This window comes from Pseudomonas sp. ok266 (assembly GCF_900110195.1).
In the GTDB taxonomy this organism is placed as follows: domain Bacteria; phylum Pseudomonadota; class Gammaproteobacteria; order Pseudomonadales; family Pseudomonadaceae; genus Aquipseudomonas; species Aquipseudomonas neuropathica.
In genome coordinates, this window is the sequence record NZ_FOCU01000004.1 from 470,148 (window position 1) to 492,898 (window position 22,751).

Below are 22,751 nucleotides of genomic sequence, written 5' to 3' on the forward strand. Positions count from 1 at the left end.
TGAATAAATCAGAGCCTTGTCGTTTAAGACTGACGAATTGAATGTGTTATTTCGATGTGTCTACGCTGGTTGAGCAAGAAAGCCTGTAATGCTCATAGTTCAAATCCTTTAGCCTTTCTGGCAGCTTGTAAGGGGCGGGGCAACTCTTGCCCTGCCACTTGATTGTGATGATGCCTTGATCTTTGGTAACAAGCGCTAACGCCTTGCCGGTGGGGTCGGAAAGCGCCAGTTGTTTACCATCGGCGTCCATCAGTACGGCTCCGAATGGGAGGGGTTTGCCCTCGGCATCGTAGAGTTCGAACTGGATCCGTCGACCTTTGCTGCCCTCGAAGCGCGCGAGCACGACTGAACCTCGTCTCGGTACGAGTTGTTGAGTGGCGTTGTCCAACTCGATTTCACCGCCGAGATTGCGTGTATCCAACGTCACCCAGTTCACGCGATAGGGCTGTGCATTTGGAACGACGGCATAGCCGTTGAGGCCGGTTTTTACGCCGGAGTAGCTGCTGACTTCTACCCCTGACATGCCAGGCACCGCGACCAGTGCGAATGTTTCGCCGACGGTCTGGCCCATGTTGATGCCCCCCGCGTGGGCCACGATTGATCCGGCCGCGCTCAGGTTCTGTGATTCATAACCGCTGCCTCGGCTATAGCCCAATCCAAGATCACCCATCGCTGTACGGGTACTCAGGCTCAGTGAGCCAGAGCGATCACCTTGCACACTGCGCCCGGTCTGTACGGAATAGTAGGTGTCACTGTCTTCAGTCAGATAACCATTGATCCCGGCTTGTGTACTGGTGCCGGTATTCTGATGATTGCTGGAAATATAGGCGCGAGGTGCGCGAGGTGTCGATCCGAGTGGGAATGAAATCGAAACGCTCAGTTGGGTGTCGTGAGTGGTGTCACCGCGTGCGCCGAACTCTTCGGTTTTACTCAAACTGATGTTGTAGTTCAGGTCGCGCCAATTATTGTTGTAACCGGCAGAAAAGCTGCGCGAGCCACCGCGATCCCAATAGCGCTGATCACTGGCATTCAAGTACAGCGACCCGTACTGGCGCGCTTCGCCCAGGGTCTGGTTGACCGTGAGGTCGGTACGGGTTTTGGCGTTACCTGCGCGCCGCGTAGCGCCGGTGCTGGTGTCCTGAACGTGGTCGGTCAGCGTGCGGTAACCCTCGGTCGAATAACGATAGGCGGCGAGGGTGAAGCTGGTATCGGTGCCGGTGAAGGTCTTTGCATAGAGCGCGCGTACGCTGCTGCCCTGGGTCGTTTTACCGAATGCCTTGCTGGACGATTGCGTGAGGTCCAGCGACATAGCGCCAATCGACGTGTTCTTCGCCGCACCGACTGAAAGCGCTTTGAAACCGTTGCTGGCCTGAATGCCGGCAATGCCCGTCAGGTTGCTGGTCAAGCCGTAGGCGAAAGTGCCGCCCAGGAAGGCTGGCTTGTCGTAGCCTTCGCTGTTGTTGTTGAATTTGCCGCTCGACAGGCTGTACTTCAATTGACCCTCACGCACCATCGTCGGCAAGGCGGAGAACGCCTGCCGGGTGACCTTGCGCCGACCATCCGCTTCGACAACGGTGATCTCCAGATCACCATTGGAGCCCGATGGATAGATATCACTGATCTCGAACGGCCCCGGCGGCACGTTGGTGGTGTAAAGAATGTAGTTATCCTGGCGGACCTCGATCTTCGCATTGGTTTCAGCCACGCCACGAATGATCGGCGCATAGCCGCGCTCACTGTCTGCGCGCATGCCTTCATCAGACGCCACCTTGACGCCTTGATAGCGCACGCTGTCGAACAGATCCGAATCGGAGAATATTTCCCCCGCACTCAGTTGCCCCTTGATCGCCGTGAGGTCGCGCTGGATGAACGTGCGGTTGCTGACAAACCGGTTGGGCCGGCCGGTGGCACTGCTCAGATTGGACTCGTTGCGCAAACGCCAGGCACCGAAGTTGATGCCGTTGCGCAGACCCAGGTTATTTGAGATTTGCGTCGAGTAATCGGTTTTGCTGCGGGTGCTGCTCAACTGATAGTTGATGAACCCGGCGGCCACGCCATCGTCCCAAAGCTCTGGGTCCACATAGCCGCGCATGCCGCGCGCCATCGCGACCTGCGGCACGCTGATATTGAGGCGCAGGCGGTTGGCGTCAAAACTGAGACTGGCTTGTTCGATCATCGACGCAAGATCGTAGTGATCGGCCGGCCGTTGCTCATCAACCAGGCCTTGCTCACGCAGTTTGCGCATGTCTACGCCCAGCTGCTGTAACAATTCCAGGGTGATACGTGGCTCGACTTTGCCGTTGAGCGGGTTGGCCGCGAAATCAACGTCGCGACGACCGACCAGCGTGCCGTTGCTGAACACGTCAACGCGATATCGGCCCGGCAGAACGCTGTTGGCATTCAACAAGGGTTGCAGATCGACCGCCGATGAACCTTCAAGAAACAAGGTATTGAAAGCTTCACCCGCTACCGCGGCGGGGGCATCGGCACCCATGGCGAATCCACAAATGGCCATATTGATGGCAAAGCACAATGGATGCAGGCAGCCCAACGCCGTTTTGTTTTTATGGCGCGCAACGTGATGCTTTACACAACTTGCAGATGTGTGGTGTTGGGAGGAAAACATGCAATTTGCCTTATCAGTCCGTGTTGCTTCAACCGGAGTCCGGAACTCGTAAATAGCTTGTGAATTGGCGGGGTGGGGCGGGGAAGTTACTGGGCGGATGCATCTTTCACGCGCTCGGCATGACTTTCGGTAGCGCTGAGTGGTGCATCGAATCGTTGTTGTGCGCCGTAATCGTTAATGGCTGAAAACGTCAGGCGCGGAGATCCAGGTGGCAACTCTTTCAAGTTGAATGAACGAACTTCGCCCGGAACGATCATTGTCGAATCAATCACTAACTCTGCTTTTTTTCCTGCAGCGACTTTCAGGTCGGCCAGCGACACATGGTAATTACTCTGGTTTTTTACTTTCAGTACCGACTTGCCAGCTTGCGTGACCAATTGCCATACAAGTTGCACCGGCGCTTGCGCAGCGTCACCGGTCAGTCCGTCCGGACGGAAGAACACCTTGATGCGCTGACGTACCGCCAGTTGCAGCGTATTGACATCGGCAGCACTGGCCTGAGGGATTTCCTGCACGTTCAGCCACACCACCGACTCTTTGTCCGCAGGCATGCCCCGGCCCTCATAGAGAATCCTCAACAGTTGCTGTTGATTGGGTTCGAGTCGGGCCAGCGGTGGAGTCACCGCAAATGGCGGCGCGCTGCCAGCGGTGTCGCCGGCATCCAGCCACGATTGCGCCAGGATGGTTTGCCCGCCGTTGCGCACGGTGACGTTTGCCTCTTTGTGCGCGCCATCGAAGATGACCCGGGTGGAACTCAAGGAGATGCTGGCGAATGCCGAGTGCGTCATCAACACCCCGGCAAGCCCCAGACACAGCGGAAAATAGCGACTTAACATAGTTTTCACCGATTGATCTGGTCGGGAAGGACGAGGCACAGCGGCCCCGTCCAGGTATTGCGCGCTGCTTATTCGTATTCGAGAACGAACGGCAGAGTGGCGTTACCGGTACCTGCAGTAGCGGTGGCCTTGTCGCCGGTGGTGACGTAAGCGGCTGCGAACGACAGGGTGCCGTCGCCGCCAGTGGTGCCGTCGCCAGTCAGGCTGGTCTGAACTTTGGCTGTGGCTTCGGAACTCAGGTCGATCAACTGGCCGTTGCTGTCCAGCAGCGCGATACCTACGCCTTTGGCCGCATCAGTACCTTGCAGCTTGAGAACTTTCTTGCCATCAACCAGGCCCGAACCGCCGTTGACGGTTGGTTTGAACAGCATCGACACCTTGGTGCCGGCGTTGCAGTTCACTTTCAGGTTGAAATCGTTGGCAGCCACGCGACCAGCACCCGGGGCAGAATCGGTGCCCATGTCTTTGATCGATACGCTGCCCATGTCCACGGCAATCATCTTGTCGTTACCCGAAGCGCCATCTACCGAGCACGCATCGTTGTTGATGACGCCGGTAAAGCTGATTTGACCGCTGCCGCCCTTGACGGCTTTAGCGGCTTCTTCTTCAGCCAGTGCACCAGTGGAGGCAGCCAGTACGGAAAGAGTGAGTACTGCGAAAGCGAACTTTTTCATGTTTATATCCGAAGTTATTGTGAAGTGCTGCATTGAAATGCCAGGCCATGTTAGGTCGGTGATAGCGATGGGTCTTTGAGATTTGTCTTAAAGCGTGGCAAGTGCGAACAAGGCGGCAATATCGGAAGTGCGTATTTATATTCTCAGTAAAGTACAGCGAATTAAATGAGACAATTCTCAAAGTCGCGCGAGCTCTATCTGATTAGTATTCGCGGAGGCAGAAATTCTCAGTCAATGCAAAGTTTGTGAGCGATCTTTCTGTTGGAAGATGATTCAGGCTTTTCGCTATTAATGGCTGATAGAAAGAGGTTCCCGGTTTGTGAACACGCTTCGTATATTGGTATTGGAAGATCACGCCTTCCAGCGCACGGCTGCGGTCAGCGCGCTTAATAGTCTGGGTTACAAAAATATCTTTCAGGCGGCTGACGGCAAAGATGCGCTGGCTGTGATCTCCCAGGCAGGGGGCGTGGACGTTGCGTTGTGTGACCTGAGCATGGCCGGGATGGATGGTTTGACCTTTTTGCGCCTGGCGAGAGAGGCTGGATTGATTCGCGCAGTGATCATCTGCAGTTCACTGCCTGAAGACTTATTGCGCACGGTTGATCGAATTGTCACGTTGCAGGGCCTGGAATTGCTCGGCAGTGTCGCAAAGCCGTTGATGGTCGATGTGCTGGCGCCATTGCTGGCGCGCTATCGCCCGCACAGCCAGGTCGATGTCAAAGTGGCGGAAAGTCATCTCGATCAGCCTTCGGAGAACGAAGTGCTTGAAGCGATACGTCGGCAGGAATTTCGCGCGTACTTCCAGCCCAAGTTTCATCTGCGCAGTGGTGAAGTGGATGGCGCCGAGGTGCTGGTGCGCTGGCAAAGCCCCAGTCGCGGGTTACTTTCACCGGGCATGTTCTTGCCCACGATCGAGCGTTGCGGGCTGCTTGACGAAATGTTTTTCAGCCTGCTCACGCAAGGATTGAGTCTGCAGCGTTTCGTGCAGTCCCACGGCAAACCGTTCAAGCTCGCGTTCAATCTCGACGTGACGCAGATGGCCAACCCGAATCTTGTCGATCGGATCAAGGCGCTGTTGCGCATTCACGGTGCCTCGCCAGCCGGGCTGATATTCGAGCTGACGGAAACCGGTCTGCTGCAGATGCCCGAGATCAGCATGGAAAACATGGTGCGTCTGCGCATGCTCGGCTTCAGCCTGGCAATCGATGATTTCGGTGTCGGCTATTCTTCGCTGGAGCGACTGTGTCAGATGCCGTTCAACGAAATCAAACTCGACGCCGGCTTCGTGCAGAATTTCCAGCAGGCTCGCTACAGTGCGGTCATCCACGGTGCCTTGGCCTTGGCGCGCGAGCTGGACATGCGTGTGGTGGCAGAGGGTATTGAAACCGCAGACCAGGTTCATCACCTGGCTCTACTCGGTTGCCAGTGGGGGCAGGGCTTCTTCTACGCTCGCCCCATGAATTGGGCGCATCTGGTCGATTGGCGCTTCGAGGGTCAAAAGTCGTCCTGGCGCCGCGCAATAGGTACGTCCGACCTTTGATGCGCGCTCGCGGTCTGACTTTTGGGACAAAGCCCTATTTCGTCGTGTCTTCAAAACAATCATCATGTGCCGAGAAATCAATCAGATGCACCTGAAAGCTTCGGTGATGCCCGGGATCTGCTGCGGTTGCCAAGTGCTGATGATCCTTCAACCCTCCTCATCATGGAGTCGCTCATGCATTGGTCAGTCGTGAATCCGTTACGCGTTGCCATCCTTGATGATCACTCGCTCATACGTCTGGCGATGAAATCGCGGCTGACGCGCGAAGCCGAGTTCAGTGTCGTGGGCGTGTACGGGAGCAGCGCGCAGTTGCTCGCTGGATTGCGCGAGGTCGAAATCGACCTGCTGATACTCGACTACAAGCTGCACGATGGTGAGCTGGACGGGCTCAATCTGATTCGGCTTCTGCGCAAGCAATATCCAGACATGCGCATCCTCGTCTCATCCTCTGAAGAGCGCCCGGCGGTGGTGAACATGGCGATCGGAGCGGGCGTCAGCGGGTTCTTCGGCAAGTCCCAGCCAGTCGATGACCTGATCACGGGCATCCGTTGCGCAGCGTCCGGCCAGTTGTACCTGTCGCCGGCAATGGCCTTCGAGCTTGATGTGCTGCCTGCGTCGGTCGATGAACCTGCTGGTGCCAACGATGACGGCGCGGCGCACAGCGACGATTTCCTGAGCAATCCTTTGCTGTCGCCGAAAGAGAAAGAAGTCTTGCGTTGCTGCCTCGAGGGTATGGGGGTGACGCAGATTGCTTTGAAGTTCTCGCGCAGTCGCAAAACCATCAGTGGGCAAAAACAGGCCGCTTTCAAAAAGCTTGGCATTCGTGGTGATGCAGAGCTGTTCAAGTTGCAGCACAGCCTGACAGCCGACAACCAGGGATAACACGCTTATGTTTCAACTGTTGCGCGGTGTTTTGCTCGTCAGTGTGCTTTTCGTATTCGGTAGCGGGTCGTTGTGGGCAGCAGAGCCGCGCACTCTGCAGGTGTTCGGTCGATCAGACTGCAAGACGCTGCAGGTCGATCTGGGCAATGAAGACTGGAGTTGGCTGCGGCAGAAACGCAGCCTCGTATTGGGATCGGCACTTCCGGATTTCCCGCCTTATGTCATGACCGCCAGCGGTACGCGTTATGAGGGCATTGCCGCCGACATCGCCTGCATTATCGGCCAGGCCTTGCATGTCGAAGTTACCGTCAAGGCATATCCCGACCGTCGCGATGCCATGGCGGCGCTTGAACGCGGCGACATCGACATGTTGGGCAGCTCCAACAGTTTCGAGTTGATCGACGGCCTCGTCGCGCTCAGCAAGCCTTATGTCGAAGACGTGCCGGCAATGTTCATGCGCGGCGATGATCGGCGACCGATGCCGGCCAATCTGGCCGGTTTGCGTATTGCGGTTGCCGACGATTACCTGCCATCCAGTCAGCTCCATGGTTTGTATCCCAATGCCGAGTTCGTACTTTTTCCATCGAACGAGTTGGCACTGGCCGCGCTGGCGTTTGGCAAAGTCGATCTGTTTCTGGGCGATACGGTGTCCAGCAACTATCTGATCAACCTCAACTACTTCAACTATGTGCGCCTGCACTCGTTCGTCAAAACGCAAACCAACGGTTTCAGCTTTGCCCTGCGCCGAGGTAATGATCAACTGCTGCGTCTGATCGACTCGGTCATCGAGTCGATGGGTGAGGGCAAGATAGCCGAAATCACCAAGCGCTGGTCCGGTGGCGGCGGGGCACTGACACCCAAACGTATCGATCTGACACCCGGCGAAGCACGCTGGCTTGAGCTGCACCCGGTCGCGCGGTTCGTGATCAATGATGATCAGGCGCCATTTGCGTTCTTTGATGGCGATGGCAACTTTGGCGGAATCGGCGCCGATCTGCTGGAACTGATTCAGCGGCGCACCGGTTTGCAGATCGATGTGGAGCGTACTGACAGTTTTTCCAGCTTGAGCACACGCCTGCTGGATGGCAGCGCCGATATCTCGTTGCTGACGCCAACGGTCTCCCGTGAAGTCGGTATGCGTTTCACTCACCCGTTCCTCGCCAGTCCCTTTGTGATCGTCACCGCCAAGGACGCAGGTGCGCCTTCAAGCCTGCAGGAGCTACGCGGCAAGCGCGTCGCCGTTCCCGAGAGTTCGGCGGAGCGTGAGTTGCTCAAGGATTATCCCGACATCGAGATTGTCGACAGCGAGACAGTGCTGGGGGCGCTGGCTGACGTGAAGGATGGGCGAGCGGACGCGATGATTACCACGTTGCACGGTGCGCGCTACTACATCGCTCACATCTACAGTGACAGTTTGCGCATCTCCAACATCGTCGGCATGAACAAGGGTTTCCTCGCCTTCGCCGCCCGGCGCGCCGATACCGAACTGGTCAGCATTCTGAACAAGGCTCTGCTGAGCATTCCACCCGATGAGCTGGACGTGATTCTCAACCGTTGGCGTCCCATTGCCGCGTTCTCGGGACTGTCGTGGCGCGATTACAAGGTGTTGATCTATCAAATCAGCGCTGGTGCCTTCTTGGTTATCCTCGGATCGCTGGCGTGGAATTTCTATATTCGCCGGCAGATCCGCGAGCGCAGTCGAGCAGAACGCTTGCTCGGCGATCAACTGAAGTTCATGGGAGCTCTGATCAACGGCACGCCGCATCCCATTTACGTACGCGATCGGGAAGGTCGGCTTGTCACCTGCAATAACAATTATCTGCAGACGTTTGGCCTTTTGGAAAAAGACGTGATCGGCAAGACCGTGCTCGAAAGCGGCAAGCGCAATCGCCAGGAAGCGTTGCAATTTCACGATGACTATCTGCGCGTCATCGAGCGGGACGAACCTTACGAGGTGGATCGCACGCTGCATGTCGGTGATACGCGGCTGATCATTTATCACTGGATCCAGCCTTATCACGACACGACGGGGGAAGTCAGAGGCGTGATCTGCGGCTGGATCGACATCAGCGAACGCCGCGAACTGATCGAGGAGTTGCGTTCGGCGAAAGAGCTGGCCGATGAGTCAAGCCGCGCCAAAACCACGTTCCTCGCGACCATGAGCCACGAGATCCGTACGCCGATGAGTGCCGTGATCGGCATGCTCGAACTCACCCTCAAGCGCGCCGAGCAGGGCCACTTTGATCGACCGGCGATTGAAGTCGCCTACGACTCGGCGAAAGGCCTGCTGGAGCTGATCGGCGATATCCTCGATGTGGTTCGCATCGAGTCTGGGCATGTCAGTCTTTCGCCGAAACGTGCCAACCTGCGCGAACTTGTGGAGTCCGTGGCGCGGGTGTTCGACGGCTTGGCCAGGCAGAAGAGTCTGGTATTGAAGCTCGATATCGACGCCACTGTCGGCTGTGACGTACTGGTTGATCCGATGCGCTTCCAGCAGGTGCTCTCGAATCTGGTCGGCAATGCCATCAAGTTTACCGATACCGGGCATGTCAGCGTCTCGATTCGCGGCCAACGCCTTGCTGACGAACGTTTGCAGGTCGATCTCAAAGTCGAGGATACCGGCATCGGCATTTCCAGCGCTGATCTGCAGAACCTGTTCCAGCCGTTTTCGCAAGCCAATCACGGCCCCTCGAACCGGGGCGGCACCGGTCTGGGATTGGCGATTTCACGTTCGTTGTGCGAGTTGATGGGCGGGCGACTGAACATCACCAGTACGCTGGGCAAAGGCACCTGCCTGGAAGTGTCGCTGTTCTTCAATATCCTCAGTCCGCTCGGCGGCAAGGTGCTGCCTGTTTCGGTTGTCCAGGACAAGCCAGTGCCGACGCTGCGGATTCTGGTAGTGGACGACCAGAGCGCCAACCGTTTGTTGCTGACGCAGCAGCTCAGTTTTCTTGGCCAGGCGGTGCGTGATGCTGCCGATGGTGCCCAGGCATTGGCGTTGTGGCGCTCGGAGCCGTTCGACATTGTGATCACGGACTGCAACATGCCGGTCATGAACGGCTACGAACTGGCCCGCACCATTCGCCAGGACGAACGCGACAGTGGTGGAGCGCGCTGTATCGTGCTGGGCTTCACAGCCAACGCGCAGCCGGAAGAAAAAGTGAAATGCCGAGAGGCGGGGATGGACGACTGTCTGTTCAAACCGATCAGCCTCAGCACCTTGTCGACCCTGCTTGCCGGCTGGGAAAAGGACGTCGAAACCGAGCCAGTTGAAAGCCCGCCTGCGGCGGGCATCAAGGAGCTGGGGTCGATTCGCGAGCGTCTGACCGAGCTCACCGGAGGCGATCTCGACATGATGAAAGAACTGCTGCGCGAGGCGCTGTCGAGTTGTGAGAAGGATCTGGAGGAGCTGCATTCGCTGATACCCGAAAGCGATCCCGGGTTGTTGGCTGACCTGGCACATCGGATCAAGGGCGCGGCGCGCATTGTCGCCGAGCATCAGGTCATCGAGGCGTGTAACGACCTTGAGGCCGAGTGCGAAGCGCCGGTCATCGATCCACTGGATATCAATCGCAGCGCGTTGAAGCTGGAGCATGCACAGGCTGATCTGATCAAGAAAATCAAACGGGTCGAACTGTAACCGTATTGGCGCAGGGCTCTGCTGACTGGCCTTGCATTGAAGGGGGACGTTAAAGATCATTTTGCAACGGGCGATACCTTGGTTAATAACCATGGAGTTTCGCGATGATCATTCGACGTCCTTTATTGATTGCCTGTCTCTGCCTGCTGAGTTTTGACACCGTCAGCGCGGCCCAGTCTGCGCCTGTCAGCGGAGTGATTCGCTTCAGCGGACAGATCGTCGAGACAAGTTGCATGGCGAGTGGCGCCAGCCGTGCTTCTGCTTCTGTCGAGCTGCTTGATTGTCCGCAGGCGAGCACTGGTCAGATGTTCTCGGTGACCAACGTCAGTGCGGCAGGGCGGGGTGAGCCGCGCCAGCAAGTGTTCGTGAAGATGATTGCCGATACCCACGAGCAGGAAAAATATTACGACCAGCGTTTGCTGCTCACGGACAACAAGGGCCATCAGATAACGACTGGCAATTACGTCGTGACGCTGACGCTGCCTTGATGGGCTGAGAAAGAATGAGTTTGCGCCCCTTGTTTCAAGGTTACTGACAAAAAGGGGCGTTAATAATGAGAATTGTCTGGTTCGTATACGACCGTCCCGCGCTTCTGGCATTGCGCCGCTCGCCACCGTTGCAAAATCCCTCCCTCCAAAGACTTTGAACCAGGCCGGGCATCGCTAGCGCGGGCTTGTCATCTAGGTGTGGTTTTCGCTCAGCGATCCCTGCGGTCATTTTGAGACAAGTCTCATATCGGCCAGGTTGGCCCTTTGGTTATTTTCTTGAAAGGAAGAATGGAGCTGCCAAAGGTGTCCGATGTTTCTTGAAAATAACCGAAGTCGATCCTTGCGGATCCTGATCGCCGATAACGACGTGCGTAGAGGTCTGTCGATTGAACAACAGTTCAACAAGCTGGGCTGTCTCAGCGTAGTGAACGTCTGTACTTATCGTGACCTGAGAGTACTGACGTATTACTGCCCCCAACGGCTCAGCCTGGTCGTCGTCAATGCTGAGTTGCTCAACGAGATGGCGATGGATCCGCTCGATTTTTTTGGGGAAAACCCGTTGATTCGTCACCTGCTGATTTTCAACCCCAGTGATGATCATCAGTGGTCGAAGACCGTCTTCAATCCGCATCCGCAACGCTGGATGCGTCTGGTCTCGAAAATCGATCTGCCGCGATTGGCGGATTTTCTGATGCTGGCCGACCCGACGCTCAAGGAGCTGGCGGAGCCGGCCTCATCCGACTCCACGCTTTCTTCGGGCGCAAACCGCTAGCTGTTGCGCCTTCGCGCGGTCATCCGCTTGTGCTTTGAGGTGCTATTGCTCAGCGCCTGCTTTGCTGCCCGCTCGTTTGCCCCATTGTCTTGAATACACTCTAAGGTAAGGCATCATGCTGCTTCGTAAACTCAATCTCGCGCCGCGTTCGGCGCTGTGTTTTGGCTTGTTCTGTCTCATGATTATCGCGATCGGATTGATCGCCTTGCAGCAAGTCGACTTGCTCAATAAGGCGGAGACCTATGTCGAGACGACCATCGTGCCGAGTATCAAGCTACTCGGACAACTGGATCGTGAACTCATCGAAATCAAGGGCAATAACGCCCGCCTGCGCAACCCTATCGAAACACCTGAGCGTAAGGCTCAGGCCTTGATGGACATTCAACAGTCGCGTCAGCTCATCAAAAAACATCAGCGCGCACTCATTGATCTGCTGGCAACTGACGCCGGGCGTGAGGCCTTCGAGGCGTTCGCCAAAGCACAACAAGTCAATGATCAGGCGCAGGACCAATACCTTGAAACCGTGGCAAAAGGGCAGCTTGAAGCGGCCATTGCGCTGTCAAAGAATCAGATGCGTGCCGCCTCGGACGGCGTGCAGGTCGCGCTCAAGAAGCTGATTGCTCTCAATGAGATCGAAGCTTATGAAGCGGGCAAGCAGGCCGACAATGTCTACGAACACACGCTGTGGATCGTCAGTGTGTTCATTATCATTGCCATCGGTGCTTCCTTGGCCCTGGCGGTGTTGTACACGCGCAGCCTGACGGTGCCGATTGCAGGCTCACTAAGGGTAGCGGAGTGCATCGCCGCCAACGATTTGAGCGAAACCATCGCGCTGGATGGTTCCGATGAGGCGGCGCAGATGCTGTCGTCGTTGGCCGCGATGCAAGCCAGTTTGCGTGATGCGCTGATCATGATCCGTGACTCGTCCACGCAGTTGGCCGAAACCTCGGAAGTCATGCACGGCGTCACCGAAGATATTTCGCGTATCACTCAGCGTCAGAGTCATGAAATCGAAATGGCCGCCACCGCCGTGACTGAAATGAGTGCGGCGGTGGAGCAGGTCGCGGACAACGCCGCATCGACCTCGCAACTGACGTCGGAATCAAGCGCCGCAGCCATTGCCGGTAAAGCCCAGGTCAGCGAAACGGTCGCGGCAATCAATCTGATGGTTTCCAGCGTGCATGGCACCTCGGCAGAAGTGCAGGCGCTTTCTACGATGGCGAGCGATATCAGCAGCGTGCTGGACGTGATCCGAGAAGTCGCCGAACAAACCAATCTGCTCGCGTTGAACGCGGCCATCGAGGCGGCGCGGGCGGGGGAGGCGGGCCGCGGCTTTGCCGTGGTTGCAGATGAGGTGAGAGGGCTGGCGCAGCGTACGCAGAAATCGACCGAGGACATCGAGTCCATGGTCAGCTCCATTCAGTCGGGCACCAGCAGGGCGGTTTCTTCCATGAGTCACACCCGCTCTCAAGCTGAAAGAACACTCGAGATGGCCAATATCGCCGGCGAAGTGCTGACTGACATCACTGGGTCTCTGAATCTTATCAATGAACGAAACCTGCTGATGGCGACCGCTGCCGAAGAGCAGGCTCAGGTTGCGCGCGAAGTGGATCGCAGCCTGATCAGCATTCGCGACCTGTCTTGCGAAACTGCAGAGGGCTCGAAACAGACCGCCGTTGCGTCGGCGGAGCTTTCGCAATTAGCAGCATCGCTGAATAAGTTGACCAAGGAATTCAAGCTGTAAAGAGTGAGCAGGAAGCCCTGATCACCAGGGCTTTGTTTGATCCGCGGTCAATCCTGTTGTGCAGCGGCCGCTACCTCATTTCTGTGTTGGCTGCTCGGTTTGTGCCGTCAGTTGTTCAATACAGGTGGCGAGTTGTTTTTCATAGCTTTCAAGCACCGCTTCGGCTTCAGCTTCGCGCTCATCACGCAAGCGAAAGAAGTCATCGCGACTGAGCTGGTCCGCTACGAGGCGGATATTTTGCTCGATGATCGCGCACAGTGAATCTTCATCCTCTAACGCGGCGCTGGTTTGCGCCGCGCGTTGAGTGTTTTCGAGCTCCGTCTTTGCCGTCTCGGCGGCCTTCGCCTGTTCCTTCGCGGTAAGCAGGTCAGTCTCCAGTGCCTGCTTTTGTTCTGCCAGACGCTTGAGTTCTGCGCTCATTGACTGGATGGCATCGGCTCGCTGTGTGAGCTGAATCTCCTGCTTTTGCACCACGGCCTTCAGTGGAAACAGATTGTTGAGCTCATAACCGGCGGCGACAGTCATGGCGATCAGCGCCAGTGCCAGAATCGTCAGGCAATAGATGGCGGCGTTGCTCTGGGGTTTTGGGCTATTGAGGGTATCGAGGGCTCTCACGGAATCGTTTCTCCTTTCAAGAGTGGACAGTGTAATGACCGATTTCCGTTGCGCCTTTAAGACGAGTCTTAAATTGTCTGTTGGTTATCTGCGCTGGTAAAGGATGGTGTTCAATAACGTGTCCTTTTATAGGTTTTTCCGATTTGGCTAGTTAGCTATAAATCTATGAGAATTGTCTGTTTGTTGAATAAATAAACTTTTTGCGCAAGTGCTGTTTATTTATTATCTTCTCGTTTCGATTGTGGTGATTTTGCAGCCGATTAAATATTCGCGCCATCGTCAATCATTCAGTTGTTTGCATGCAATGCAGAGTCAGAGAGAGTGCTATGAAGTTATCCCGTATATCAATTGTCGGACTCTTGTATATGCTGTCGTCAAATACAATGGCGGCGGTATGCGAATTTTATCCCGACAATTCCATGGGCGACCTCCGAGTTGTCCTTCCGGCCACGATCTCGGTGCCGCGGGACACGCCGAACGGCACGGTTATCTATGAAAGCCCAATCGTGACCCTGGGAGCCATTCCCAGTTCGTTCAGGTGCTCTGCGGTACACAATGAAGGTGTTCGCAATTCTGTGGGCGTCACCCAATCAGGCGCGCAGATTTTTCCTGTTGGAAATACCGGGATCGGCTGGCAATGGATTCGACCGCCATCGGGCAAAGCATGGAAAGGCTTTCCGGGAGACACCGACGTTGCTGGCGGTTGGGGGTGGAATGGCACTCAGCACATCTTGCGTCTTGTAAAAACGGGTGAGATTTCCGGTAGTGCGACGATACCCTCAGGCCAATTGGGGAAATTTGTCGCTGCTGAAATCGAGCCTCTGGCATTGAATACAAGTGGCACGCGGGTGGTCTCACAGTCTTGCGAAACACCCGATGTAAAAGTTGATATGGGTAGCTATAACTTGAGCGATTTCCCGAAGAACGGTGCCTATGCCAAGGAGCAATACTTTTTTCTCAGTATGAAAAACTGTCCTACCGGAATAAACAACTTCCGCTACTCCTTTTCGCCCACTGCGGGCAGCCCTCTGTGGGACGCTAATACTGGCATGGTAAATCTGAACAGTAGTTCCACTGCCAAAGGTTTGGCATTGCAGATGCGCTTCAGAGACGGGAAGCCACTCAAGCTGAATCAGAACTACATAATGAAAGCGCCTACATCGGAAGGCGGGAATGCATCTGTAGACTTGCAAGCGCGCTTCGTGCGCGTTGAACCCGCGAATTCACTAATGAGAGCGGGCAATGCCAATGCCGAAATTGCCTTTGTCGTTGAGTATCTATGAGGAGGCCAACAGCTTCTTCACCTCAGCCACAATCACTTCAATGTCGAAAGGCTTGGGCAGCACCACGTCAAACAGATCCGAGCGCTGCATGCCAATGTGCGCCTGCGCGCCACTCATGAGAATGATCGGCAGGTGTTTGACGCAAGGCTGGGCACGCACGGCTTCGGCGAATTCGAGGCCGTCCATGACCGGCATCATGAAGTCCGTGATGATCAGTGCTGGCCGTTCTCTCTCGAGCACTTCGAGCGCTTTCTTGCCATTGCTGGCCGTCACCGTCATGAAGCCTTCATCCTCCAGCGCAAAGCCAAGAATGTCAGCAATCAGATACTCGTCGTCGACTACCAGGATGGTGGTCATGTTATTTCAACCCGCTCGAAGACTTACGATATTGAACCAGGCAATGACTCAGATGAGACGGAAGGTTCATTTCTCAAAGCCTTTTCCAGGAACACATCTTGATCACGGATGACTACCTCGAACCGCGAAGGGTTGTAGGAGCTATCACGTATCTTGAGAATGGAAAGCGTCCTGCGAAGTTCAGCGTGATTTTCAAAGAAACGCATGAGAATCAGGTTGTCGGCAATACTGGACAGGTCGGAATTCGGTGCGCTGACCTCGGAGCCGAACAGATCGCGCATTTCCCAGGAGGCGAAGACCGTGACGCCTCGGGATCGCAGCTCGTTCATCAGCGCACTGAAAAAGTCGGTGATGCGTTCCGGTGTGGTTGAAACCCGAGTCATACCGCTGAGGCTGTCGATGAACAGGCGCTTGATACCTTTTTCATCGACCAGGCTCAGCAGGCGCGCACCGAGGGCGTCGAGCAAGCCCTCGGTGGTCGGCTGCCAGGCAATGCTCAGCGCACCGCTGTGTTCCATTTGTTCAATATCGATGCCCAGCGAACGGCCTTTGAGTCGCAGCCGTTGCGGGCTCTCATAGAAGCCGAAATGCAGGCCCGGCGCTTCGGCCGTCGACTGCGCGAGAAACTTCAGCCCCAGCGTGGTTTTGCCGATCCCGGAAGGCCCCATGACGAGCGTGACGCTGGAGCTGTGCAAGCCGCCACCGAGGATGTCATCCAGCGAAACGATGCCGCTGGGAATGCGTGTCATGTCTGCGCTGTCGGGGGCGGAAGGGCGTTTGTACAGACTTTCCAGGCGCGGATAGACCACCAGGCCTTTTTCGGTGATTTCACACTCGTGAACACCGGTCAAAGCGCCGCTGCCGCGGGTCTTGCGCAGGTGAATGCGGCGCACCGATCGCGTGCCGAACAGCTCTTCGCCCATTTCGATGACGCCGTCGACCATCGTGTGTTCCGGGCTGCCGTCGTCCAGGCGCGAGCTGGTGAGAAACAGCACGGTGCAACCGGCGAATGCCGCATGGCCTTGCAGTTCGGAGATGAATTTTTTCGTGTCGATCGGTGAGTCGGCCTTGGAGCGTGCGTTGAGCAAACCGTCGACGACCATGACCGTCGCTTTCTGCCGGCTGATTTCGCGCCGCAGCAGTTTCACCACTTCATCGAGCCCTTCGTTTTCCAGCGTATCGAAAGCGCTGACAAACTGTATTTCAGCGCCCACTCGCGAGGCGTCGAAAAAACTCATGGTCGACAGAAACTGAAACAGTCGGTCGTGAGACTCGGCCAGCAACGTGGCGACCAGAACGCGACCGCCATTGCGGGCATGATTGAAGCCGAGCTGATTGGCGAGGATGGTCTTGCCGGAACCGGGGCGGCCCTGAACGATGTACGAAGCACCCGCGACCAGGCCACCCTGAAGCAGCGCGTCGAGCCCTTCGATTCCGCTTTGAAGGCGTTTTAGCTTTTCCACTATGCGACCCTGATCTGAAAAAACAGGCTTGTTAAGCCGGATGGATGAAATGCTAACGCCATTTCCATTTTGGAGCCATGGCGGTGGAGGCAAAGTAGCGTTGGAAAGTGGCGCTTGGCGAATGGCGGCACGCAATCCGGGAATAAGGACAACCCGCGCGCAAGAAGATTCGATTGCCAAGTCCGGCGAAAGACAAAGGCGGAACAGGCAGGGCTTTGCCTGACCTGAGATAACGCAGGCGATGGGATTCGGACGCATGGCGACGGCCAGAATTCTCACGCGCCTGCCGCCGCAGCGGGCGAGTAAAAATTCAGATCCACTGTCGCCTGGATGGACACCCATTGCCTTGAGAGTCCTGGAAAGTCATGTGCGTCGGTACTACTGCGCAATAGGTATGTGCGAGGAGGGGGGGACGATGAGTAAGGGTAGCAAGGGGTCAAAACGATTGAGGCGGGGTCCTGCCATCCAACGTTCATAAAAACTTAACGAGATTGCTGCAGAGTTAAGGAGCCCCTATAAGGAGTTTCCTTGATGAAACGATTGATCAAGTCTGCTGCGTTCGTTGTGACTGCATCTCTGTTGGCTACCTCAATGTCATTCGCGGCGGAAAACGTCCGGCTGACAGGTTCCGGAGCCAGTTTTCCGGCACCGATCTACCTCACCTGGTTCAAGGATTTCAGCAAAAAGTCGGCGGGTGTCACTGTGGATTACCAATCCAAGGGCAGCGGTGCGGGTGTACAGGACTTTTTGAATAAAACCGTTGATTTCGCCGCCAGTGACTCTGCGATGAAAGACGAAGACATTGCCAAGGTGGGCGAGGGCGTGCAGTTGCTGCCAATGACGGCGGGTGAAATCGTGCTGGCTTATAACCTGCCGGGCAATCCTAAAGGGCTCAAATTGCCACGCGACGTCTACTCCAACATCTTCCTGGGCAAGATCACGCGCTGGAACGACCCGCAGATCGCCGCAGCCAACCCCGAGTTGAAACTGGCCGATACACCGATCACGGTTGTTGTGCGAGCGGACTCCAGCGGTACCACTGCGGTGTTCACCAAGCACCTGGCGGCCATCAATCCGGAATTCAAGCAGGCGCTGGGTGAGGGCAACACCGTCAACTGGCCGGCCAGCGACAAATTCATCAAATCGCCCAAGAATGACGGTGTGACAGCCACCGTACGCCAGACGCCGGGTGCCATCGGTTACATCGAATACGGCTTTGCCAAACTTGCCAAGGTTGACTTCGCGCAGTTGCAGAACAAGGCCGGTCAGTACGTGGTACCGAACGCGGAAAGCGGCGCCGAGGCACTCGCTGCGGTAAAAATGCCCGAGAGCCTGGTGGCCTGGCTGCCAGATCCGGACGGCGCCAAGTCTTACCCGATCACTTCCTACACCTGGATGATCTTTCGCAAGGACAACGGTAACCCGGCCAAGGCCAAAGCCATGCGCGAGATGGTCGAGTACAGCTTGACCGAAGGGCAGAAAATCGCCGACTCGATGGGTTATATACCTTTGCCACAGTCGGTCGTCGATCAGGTTCGCAAAGCGTCTGCCAACATCCAGTAAGCGCTCGTGAGGCCTCTCTCGGCGCCTGCTTTCAGCGCCGGGAGAGTTTCCCTTCATTCCGGAATTAGCCAATGAACACACCTTTTGTCGTACCGGTTAATCCGGCTTCTGCGTGCCAACCACCGTCCGCAAAGGACTTTCTGGTCGACCGCGTCTTCCGTGCGCTAGCGCAAATAGGCGTGGTGCTGATTCTGGCGCTGGTCTTTGCGCTGATATTCGAAGTAGGGCGCAAGGCCATTCCCGGCATTGAGAAGCACGGCCTGGATGTGCTTTTGGGGTCCGTCTGGGATGTCAATCAGGGCAAATACGGCATTCTGCCGGCCATTTGGGGGACGCTCTACAGTGCTTTCATTGCGCTGCTGATCGCCGGTTTTTTCGGTGTCAGCATGGCGATTTTTCTAACCCAGGATTTCCTGCCCGCCAAGCTCGCTGCCGTCTTCCGCACCATCGTCGAGTTGCTGGCAGCCATCCCCAGCGTCGTTTATGGTCTCTGGGGGATCTACGTGGTGATTCCGGCAATTCGGCCGCTGGCGGAGTGGCTGAACAGCGAACTCAGCTGGATACCTTTTTTTGGCACGTCGTTGAGCGGACCTGGACTGCTGCCGGCGGCGCTGGTGCTGGCAATCATGATTCTGCCGACCATTGCTGCCGTGTCGCAGGACGCCCTAACCGGCGTACCGATGAAAACCAAGCAGGCGGCCTACGGCATGGGCACCACCCACTGGGAAGCCATTCTCAAAGTGATGGTGCCATCTGCCGCCACCGGCATCTTTGGTTCCCTCGTCTTGGGGCTGGGCCGCGCGTTAGGTGAAACCATGGCGCTGGCCATGCTGGTAGGCAACGCAAACAACATCTCCCTTTCTCTCTTTGCCCCGGCCAATACGCTGGCGGCCTTGCTGGCGTTGAATTTCCCCGAGGCAGGGCCGAATGAGATTGAAGTGTTGATGTACGCCGCATTGGTCCTGATGTTCATCACGCTACTGGTGAACATCATCGGTTCCATGATCATGGTCTATGCCCAGCGTGGTACTAAATAATGACTGACATCACGTCCTCTGAGGCTGCATTTCCTAGCCTGCAGCGCAAGTTTGAAGGTCGCGCGCTGCGCAGCCTGGTGTTGACCATGCTGGTCTGGGGCGGTGCGCTATTGGCCAGCGTGCCATTGATCTCCGTGCTCTACATGCTGATCACTCGCGGCGGCGCACGTCTGAATCTGGAGGTCTTCACCGAACTTCCGCCCACCGGTTTCGAGACGGGCGGTGGCTTCGGCAACGCGATGGCCGGCACTTTCGTCATGGTCGGTATCGCAGCGGCGATCGCGGTGCCGGTCGGCATCATGGCGGCCATCTTTCTGGCGGAACTGGGCCCTGACAGCAAGCTGGCAAACGCCGCGCGCTTTGCCGCCAAGATGCTCACGGGGCTGCCCTCCATTCTGGCCGGGGTATTCGCCTACGCGCTGGTCGTGATGACCACTGGTACTTACTCGGCGCCGGCCGGTGGCGTGGCACTGGCCGTGCTGATGTTGCCGATTGTCGTGCTGACGGCTGAAGAGTCGATGCGGATGGTGCCCAAGATCATGAAAGATGCCGCCTACGGCATGGGCTGCACCCGTTCGCAGGTTATCTGGAAAATTGTCTTGCCGACGGGCATGCCGGCGATCCTCACCGGGGTCATGCTGGCCGTGGCCCGCGCTGCGGGCGAAACCGCCCCTTTGTTGTTCACGGCGTTGTTCAGCAACTACTGGATCTACCACGATGGCAGCCTGGCGGTCATGAATCCGACGGCCTCGCTCGCCGTGCTGATTTACAACTTTTCCGGCATGCCCTTCGACAACCAACTCGAACTGGCATGGGCGGCCTCGCTGGTGCTGGTGATGATCGTGCTGGTCGTCAATATTGTCAGCCGTATTTTCGGCAAGCCCAAGTACTGAGAACGGAGCATCTGATCCTTGAACGCATCAAATCTGCAAGTCGCGGCTCCGTTTGTCACTCAGGCGCCAGTGGTCATGGACTGCAAGCTGGACAAGATTTTCTACGGTAACTTCCTGGCCGTGCGTGACAGCCATGTTCCGATCGAAAAAAACAAGATCACCGGTTTCATCGGTCCATCGGGTTGCGGCAAGAGCACCGTGCTGCGCAGCCTCAACCGGATGAACGATCTGGTGAAGGGATTTCGCTTCGAAGGGCACGTGCATTTCCTCGGGCAAGACGTTTATGGAAAGGGCGTTGATCCAGTGGTCGTGCGTCGTTATATCGGCATGGTGTTTCAGCAGCCGAATCCGTTCTCGATGAGCATTTTCGACAACGTTGCATTCGGCCTGCGCCTCAATCGCTACAAGGGCGATCTGGGCGACCGCGTGAAGCATGCCTTGCAGGGTGCCGCGCTGTGGGATGAGGTCAAGGACAAGCTCAAGGTCAGCGGCCTGTCACTCTCCGGTGGTCAACAACAACGGCTTTGCATCGCCCGTGCCATCGCGACCGAACCGGAAGTGCTGTTGCTGGACGAGCCGTGCTCGGCACTCGACCCGATCGCGACCCGGCGGGTCGAGGAGTTGATGATCGAGTTGAAGAAGGACTACACCATCGCCCTGGTGACTCACAATATGCAGCAGGCCATCCGCGTCGCTGACACGACTGCTTTTTTCTCGGTTGATATTTCCCAGGGGACGCGCACCGGCTATCTGGTCGAGATGGGGCCGACAACCCAGATATTCGATAAACCGCGTGAACAAATGACCGAAGACTACATCAGCGGCAAGTTCAGCTAAGCAGCAATTATCCAGTCAAGACGGCAAGCGGCCATGGACAAGGGTGCGGTACTGGCATCCGGCCGTTTGACCCTTTTATCTACCGTTCTCAGGATTGCCAATGTCTGCAACGCATCGTCTTGATTTGCCCGCGATTGAACGGGTATTGCGAGAGGTTCAGGGCCGTTTCTCCGAACTCAGCAGGCACTTTACCGAGCCTCGCGATCCCTTCACTGACGAAGTGCTGCACAATGTGCTTGAAGGCTATGCGCTGATTGATGACTATGTCGCTCGTGGTGTCGACCTGTTCGACCTTCAGCAACTGAACCTGATGCTGGAGATCAACGCTACCGTCCTCTGTGGCCGGGACCCGGTTCGCCGACTGGAGTACGCTCAACACCTGGCGGCGACCGAAGAGCACTTCTTCAACAACGTTGAGGGGGGGATAAAGGACCTGTTCAACTGGTATTGCGCGTATCGCAGCGAGTCAGTCTGGAAGCGAGCGGCTGGCGTTTATGTTCGAATCCTCAGCAAACCGCAGTTGTTTATCGAGGGTAATAACCGCAGTGGCTCACTCATCGTCAGCTATTTGCTCATGCGCGCGGGATTACCTCCATTCGTGCTGACGCTGGAAAATGCCGGGGGTTACTTCAATCCGTCCTCGGTCATCCGCAACTCCGCCAAGCATGGGGTAAAGGCGTTGTATGAATTGCCCAAAATCAAGAAAAAGTATGCGGCCTTCCTCGAAGGTCAGGCGCCTGAGTCGATGATTTTTTTACTCAAAGACAAGACCTCGCCCGTCTTGCAAGGGGGAGATTGATGAGCGGGCAACCCATTTCCGCCAGGTACCAGGCTTCCGTCAGCCGCGTTTGGCAAGCCATGCTCGGTGCTATTCCCATGAGCGTATTCGCTCGCCAGCGCATACGGGTTTCGTTCGATATCGATGACACGCTGGCCTGCCAGCTGCATCACTGTGCCGTCGAGCAGAGCTGGTTGCCGGCGTGCTTGCATCGTTGGCTCGGCGAGCCACTGCGATGCGGCACGCGCTCATTGACCCGCGAGTTACGGCGTCAGGGCTGCAGTATCTGGGTTTACACGTCGTCCGGTCGGACCCCGGCCTATATCAGGCGCTGGCTGTTGTTGTATGGCATCCGCGTCGACGGGGTGGTCAACAGTGTGGTGCATAACCAGGCATTGGTGACAAACGGGTTGGCAAACGGTCCGTCGAAATTCCCCCCGGCCTTCGATATCGACTTGCATGTCGATGACTCCGAAGGTGTGCGCTCGGAAGGCCATGATCACGGTTTTCGCGTTGTGGTCGTGCACCCGGAGGATGAGCATTGGGCGCAGCGGGTTCTGGATGCCGTCGCTGACGTACAGGCACTGCTCGCCCGGCAACAACAGGGCAGGAACAGGAATCCGGCGCAACAATGTCCAGAAGCCGTGTCCTGATTTTCAGTGCAGACAAAAACGCCGCTCAATGAGCGGCGTTTTTTGTAGCGGGCAGTGACGCGTCGCAGGT

19 protein-coding genes are annotated in these 22,751 nt (G+C 56.6%); 13 read left to right on the forward strand and 6 right to left on the reverse strand.

Translation table 11 applies throughout. The features are described from left to right. Positions 1 to 46 precede the first annotated feature (46 nt). The 3 genes from BMY54_RS09960 to BMY54_RS09970 all read right to left on the reverse strand — a co-directional run bounded on the left by BMY54_RS09960 (position 47) and on the right by BMY54_RS09970 (position 4,136). Complete coding sequence (locus tag BMY54_RS09960) at positions 47 to 2,515, reverse strand: fimbria/pilus outer membrane usher protein (RefSeq protein WP_371914434.1); 2,469 nt, start codon at positions 2,513 to 2,515, stop codon at positions 47 to 49. 197 nt (positions 2,516 to 2,712) lie between these two features. Then, positions 2,713 to 3,462 carry a fimbrial biogenesis chaperone gene (locus BMY54_RS09965; RefSeq protein ID WP_093431555.1) on the reverse strand — a complete coding sequence of 250 codons (750 nt, stop codon included), beginning with the start codon at positions 3,460 to 3,462 and terminating at the stop codon, positions 2,713 to 2,715. 68 nt (positions 3,463 to 3,530) lie between these two features. Next, complete coding sequence (locus tag BMY54_RS09970; protein ID WP_093431558.1) at positions 3,531 to 4,136, reverse strand: fimbrial protein; 606 nt, start codon at positions 4,134 to 4,136, stop codon at positions 3,531 to 3,533. A gap of 319 nt (positions 4,137 to 4,455) precedes the next feature. Between BMY54_RS09970 and BMY54_RS09975 the strand changes: the two genes are divergently transcribed. From BMY54_RS09975 to BMY54_RS10000, 6 genes are all read left to right on the forward strand, one after another. After that, positions 4,456 to 5,676 (forward strand): EAL domain-containing response regulator, encoded by a 1,221-nt coding sequence (locus BMY54_RS09975; RefSeq protein ID WP_093431561.1) that lies wholly within the window; start codon positions 4,456 to 4,458, stop codon positions 5,674 to 5,676. Between the two features lie 174 nt (positions 5,677 to 5,850). Beyond that, positions 5,851 to 6,558, forward strand: coding sequence for a response regulator transcription factor (locus BMY54_RS09980; RefSeq protein ID WP_093431564.1), 708 nt, complete (start codon positions 5,851 to 5,853; stop codon positions 6,556 to 6,558). Between the two features lie 7 nt (positions 6,559 to 6,565). Then, the gene (locus BMY54_RS09985; protein ID WP_093431568.1) at positions 6,566 to 10,198 is read left to right on the forward strand and encodes a transporter substrate-binding domain-containing protein; all 3,633 of its coding nucleotides are present in this window, start codon (positions 6,566 to 6,568) and stop codon (positions 10,196 to 10,198) included. 104 nt (positions 10,199 to 10,302) lie between these two features. Next, a complete protein-coding gene (locus BMY54_RS09990; protein WP_093431571.1) occupies positions 10,303 to 10,686 on the forward strand; it encodes a hypothetical protein in 384 nt (127 codons plus the stop codon). Positions 10,687 to 10,996: 310 nt separating this feature from the next. Further along, entirely contained in the window at positions 10,997 to 11,458 is a 462-nt protein-coding gene (locus BMY54_RS09995) for a hypothetical protein (protein ID WP_093431574.1), read from the forward strand. A gap of 115 nt (positions 11,459 to 11,573) precedes the next feature. Beyond that, complete coding sequence (locus BMY54_RS10000) at positions 11,574 to 13,202, forward strand: methyl-accepting chemotaxis protein (RefSeq protein WP_093431577.1); 1,629 nt, start codon at positions 11,574 to 11,576, stop codon at positions 13,200 to 13,202. 75 nt (positions 13,203 to 13,277) lie between these two features. Here the strand turns inward: BMY54_RS10000 and BMY54_RS10005 are convergent, their stop codons facing one another. Beyond that, positions 13,278 to 13,817 (reverse strand): hypothetical protein, encoded by a 540-nt coding sequence (locus tag BMY54_RS10005; protein WP_093431579.1) that lies wholly within the window; start codon positions 13,815 to 13,817, stop codon positions 13,278 to 13,280. Positions 13,818 to 14,236: 419 nt separating this feature from the next. Between BMY54_RS10005 and BMY54_RS10010 the strand changes: the two genes are divergently transcribed. Beyond that, on the forward strand, positions 14,237 to 15,100 hold the full coding sequence (locus tag BMY54_RS10010; protein ID WP_371914435.1) for a fimbrial protein: 864 nt from the start codon (positions 14,237 to 14,239) through the stop codon (positions 15,098 to 15,100). Here BMY54_RS10010 and BMY54_RS10015 read toward each other — a convergent pair. Together BMY54_RS10015 and BMY54_RS10020 are read right to left on the reverse strand one after the other, a co-directional pair. Beyond that, positions 15,095 to 15,457, reverse strand: coding sequence for a response regulator (locus BMY54_RS10015; RefSeq protein WP_093431585.1), 363 nt, complete (start codon positions 15,455 to 15,457; stop codon positions 15,095 to 15,097). The two genes, BMY54_RS10010 and BMY54_RS10015, sit on opposite strands and share 6 nt — an antisense overlap. A 23-nt stretch (positions 15,458 to 15,480) precedes the next feature. Further along, on the reverse strand, positions 15,481 to 16,920 hold the full coding sequence (locus BMY54_RS10020; protein ID WP_093431588.1) for an ATPase domain-containing protein: 1,440 nt from the start codon (positions 16,918 to 16,920) through the stop codon (positions 15,481 to 15,483). 531 nt (positions 16,921 to 17,451) lie between these two features. On the opposite strand from BMY54_RS10020, the gene pstS reads away from it, so the two are divergent. The 6 genes from pstS (at position 17,452) to BMY54_RS10050 (ending at position 22,681) form a co-directional block, all read left to right on the forward strand. Next, positions 17,452 to 18,483, forward strand: coding sequence for a phosphate ABC transporter substrate-binding protein PstS (gene pstS / locus BMY54_RS10025; RefSeq protein ID WP_093431591.1), 1,032 nt, complete (start codon positions 17,452 to 17,454; stop codon positions 18,481 to 18,483). Positions 18,484 to 18,554: 71 nt separating this feature from the next. Then, the gene (pstC, locus tag BMY54_RS10030; protein ID WP_093431594.1) at positions 18,555 to 19,520 is read left to right on the forward strand and encodes a phosphate ABC transporter permease subunit PstC; all 966 of its coding nucleotides are present in this window, start codon (positions 18,555 to 18,557) and stop codon (positions 19,518 to 19,520) included. Then, on the forward strand, positions 19,520 to 20,413 hold the full coding sequence (gene pstA, locus BMY54_RS10035; protein WP_093431597.1) for a phosphate ABC transporter permease PstA: 894 nt from the start codon (positions 19,520 to 19,522) through the stop codon (positions 20,411 to 20,413). The genes pstC and pstA overlap by 1 nt, the downstream gene beginning before the upstream one ends. Positions 20,414 to 20,488: 75 nt before the next feature. Next, on the forward strand, positions 20,489 to 21,250 hold the full coding sequence (gene pstB / locus BMY54_RS10040; RefSeq protein ID WP_217827632.1) for a phosphate ABC transporter ATP-binding protein PstB: 762 nt from the start codon (positions 20,489 to 20,491) through the stop codon (positions 21,248 to 21,250). Positions 21,251 to 21,350: 100 nt separating this feature from the next. Continuing rightward, the gene (locus BMY54_RS10045; protein WP_093431604.1) at positions 21,351 to 22,049 is read left to right on the forward strand and encodes a hypothetical protein; all 699 of its coding nucleotides are present in this window, start codon (positions 21,351 to 21,353) and stop codon (positions 22,047 to 22,049) included. Beyond that, positions 22,049 to 22,681: a hypothetical protein gene (locus BMY54_RS10050; protein WP_371914432.1), complete on the forward strand. Its 633-nt coding sequence runs from the start codon at positions 22,049 to 22,051 to the stop codon at positions 22,679 to 22,681. Before BMY54_RS10045 ends, BMY54_RS10050 begins: the two co-directional genes overlap by 1 nt. Positions 22,682 to 22,751: the final 70 nt, after the last annotated feature.

What these genes read in the sequence shown, in the direction of transcription:
- pstC (WP_093431594.1), top strand. Translation starts at nt 18,555, where the DNA reads ATGAACACACCTTTTGTCGTACCGGTTAATCCGGCTTCTGCGTGCCAA.
- BMY54_RS09960 (WP_371914434.1), bottom strand. Translation starts at nt 2,515, where the DNA reads ATGGCCATTTGTGGATTCGCCATGGGTGCCGATGCCCCCGCCGCGGTA.
- BMY54_RS10010 (WP_371914435.1), top strand. Translation starts at nt 14,237, where the DNA reads ATGGGCGACCTCCGAGTTGTCCTTCCGGCCACGATCTCGGTGCCGCGG.
- pstB (WP_217827632.1), top strand. Translation starts at nt 20,489, where the DNA reads ATGGACTGCAAGCTGGACAAGATTTTCTACGGTAACTTCCTGGCCGTG.
- BMY54_RS09990 (WP_093431571.1), top strand. Translation starts at nt 10,303, where the DNA reads ATGATCATTCGACGTCCTTTATTGATTGCCTGTCTCTGCCTGCTGAGT.
- BMY54_RS09985 (WP_093431568.1), top strand. Translation starts at nt 6,566, where the DNA reads ATGTTTCAACTGTTGCGCGGTGTTTTGCTCGTCAGTGTGCTTTTCGTA.
- BMY54_RS10050 (WP_371914432.1), top strand. Translation starts at nt 22,049, where the DNA reads ATGAGCGGGCAACCCATTTCCGCCAGGTACCAGGCTTCCGTCAGCCGC.
- BMY54_RS09995 (WP_093431574.1), top strand. Translation starts at nt 10,997, where the DNA reads ATGTTTCTTGAAAATAACCGAAGTCGATCCTTGCGGATCCTGATCGCC.
- BMY54_RS10000 (WP_093431577.1), top strand. Translation starts at nt 11,574, where the DNA reads ATGCTGCTTCGTAAACTCAATCTCGCGCCGCGTTCGGCGCTGTGTTTT.
- BMY54_RS09965 (WP_093431555.1), bottom strand. Translation starts at nt 3,462, where the DNA reads ATGTTAAGTCGCTATTTTCCGCTGTGTCTGGGGCTTGCCGGGGTGTTG.
- BMY54_RS10015 (WP_093431585.1), bottom strand. Translation starts at nt 15,457, where the DNA reads ATGACCACCATCCTGGTAGTCGACGACGAGTATCTGATTGCTGACATT.
- BMY54_RS10045 (WP_093431604.1), top strand. Translation starts at nt 21,351, where the DNA reads ATGTCTGCAACGCATCGTCTTGATTTGCCCGCGATTGAACGGGTATTG.
- BMY54_RS09970 (WP_093431558.1), bottom strand. Translation starts at nt 4,136, where the DNA reads ATGAAAAAGTTCGCTTTCGCAGTACTCACTCTTTCCGTACTGGCTGCC.
- pstA (WP_093431597.1), top strand. Translation starts at nt 19,520, where the DNA reads ATGACTGACATCACGTCCTCTGAGGCTGCATTTCCTAGCCTGCAGCGC.
- pstS (WP_093431591.1), top strand. Translation starts at nt 17,452, where the DNA reads ATGAAACGATTGATCAAGTCTGCTGCGTTCGTTGTGACTGCATCTCTG.
- BMY54_RS09980 (WP_093431564.1), top strand. Translation starts at nt 5,851, where the DNA reads ATGCATTGGTCAGTCGTGAATCCGTTACGCGTTGCCATCCTTGATGAT.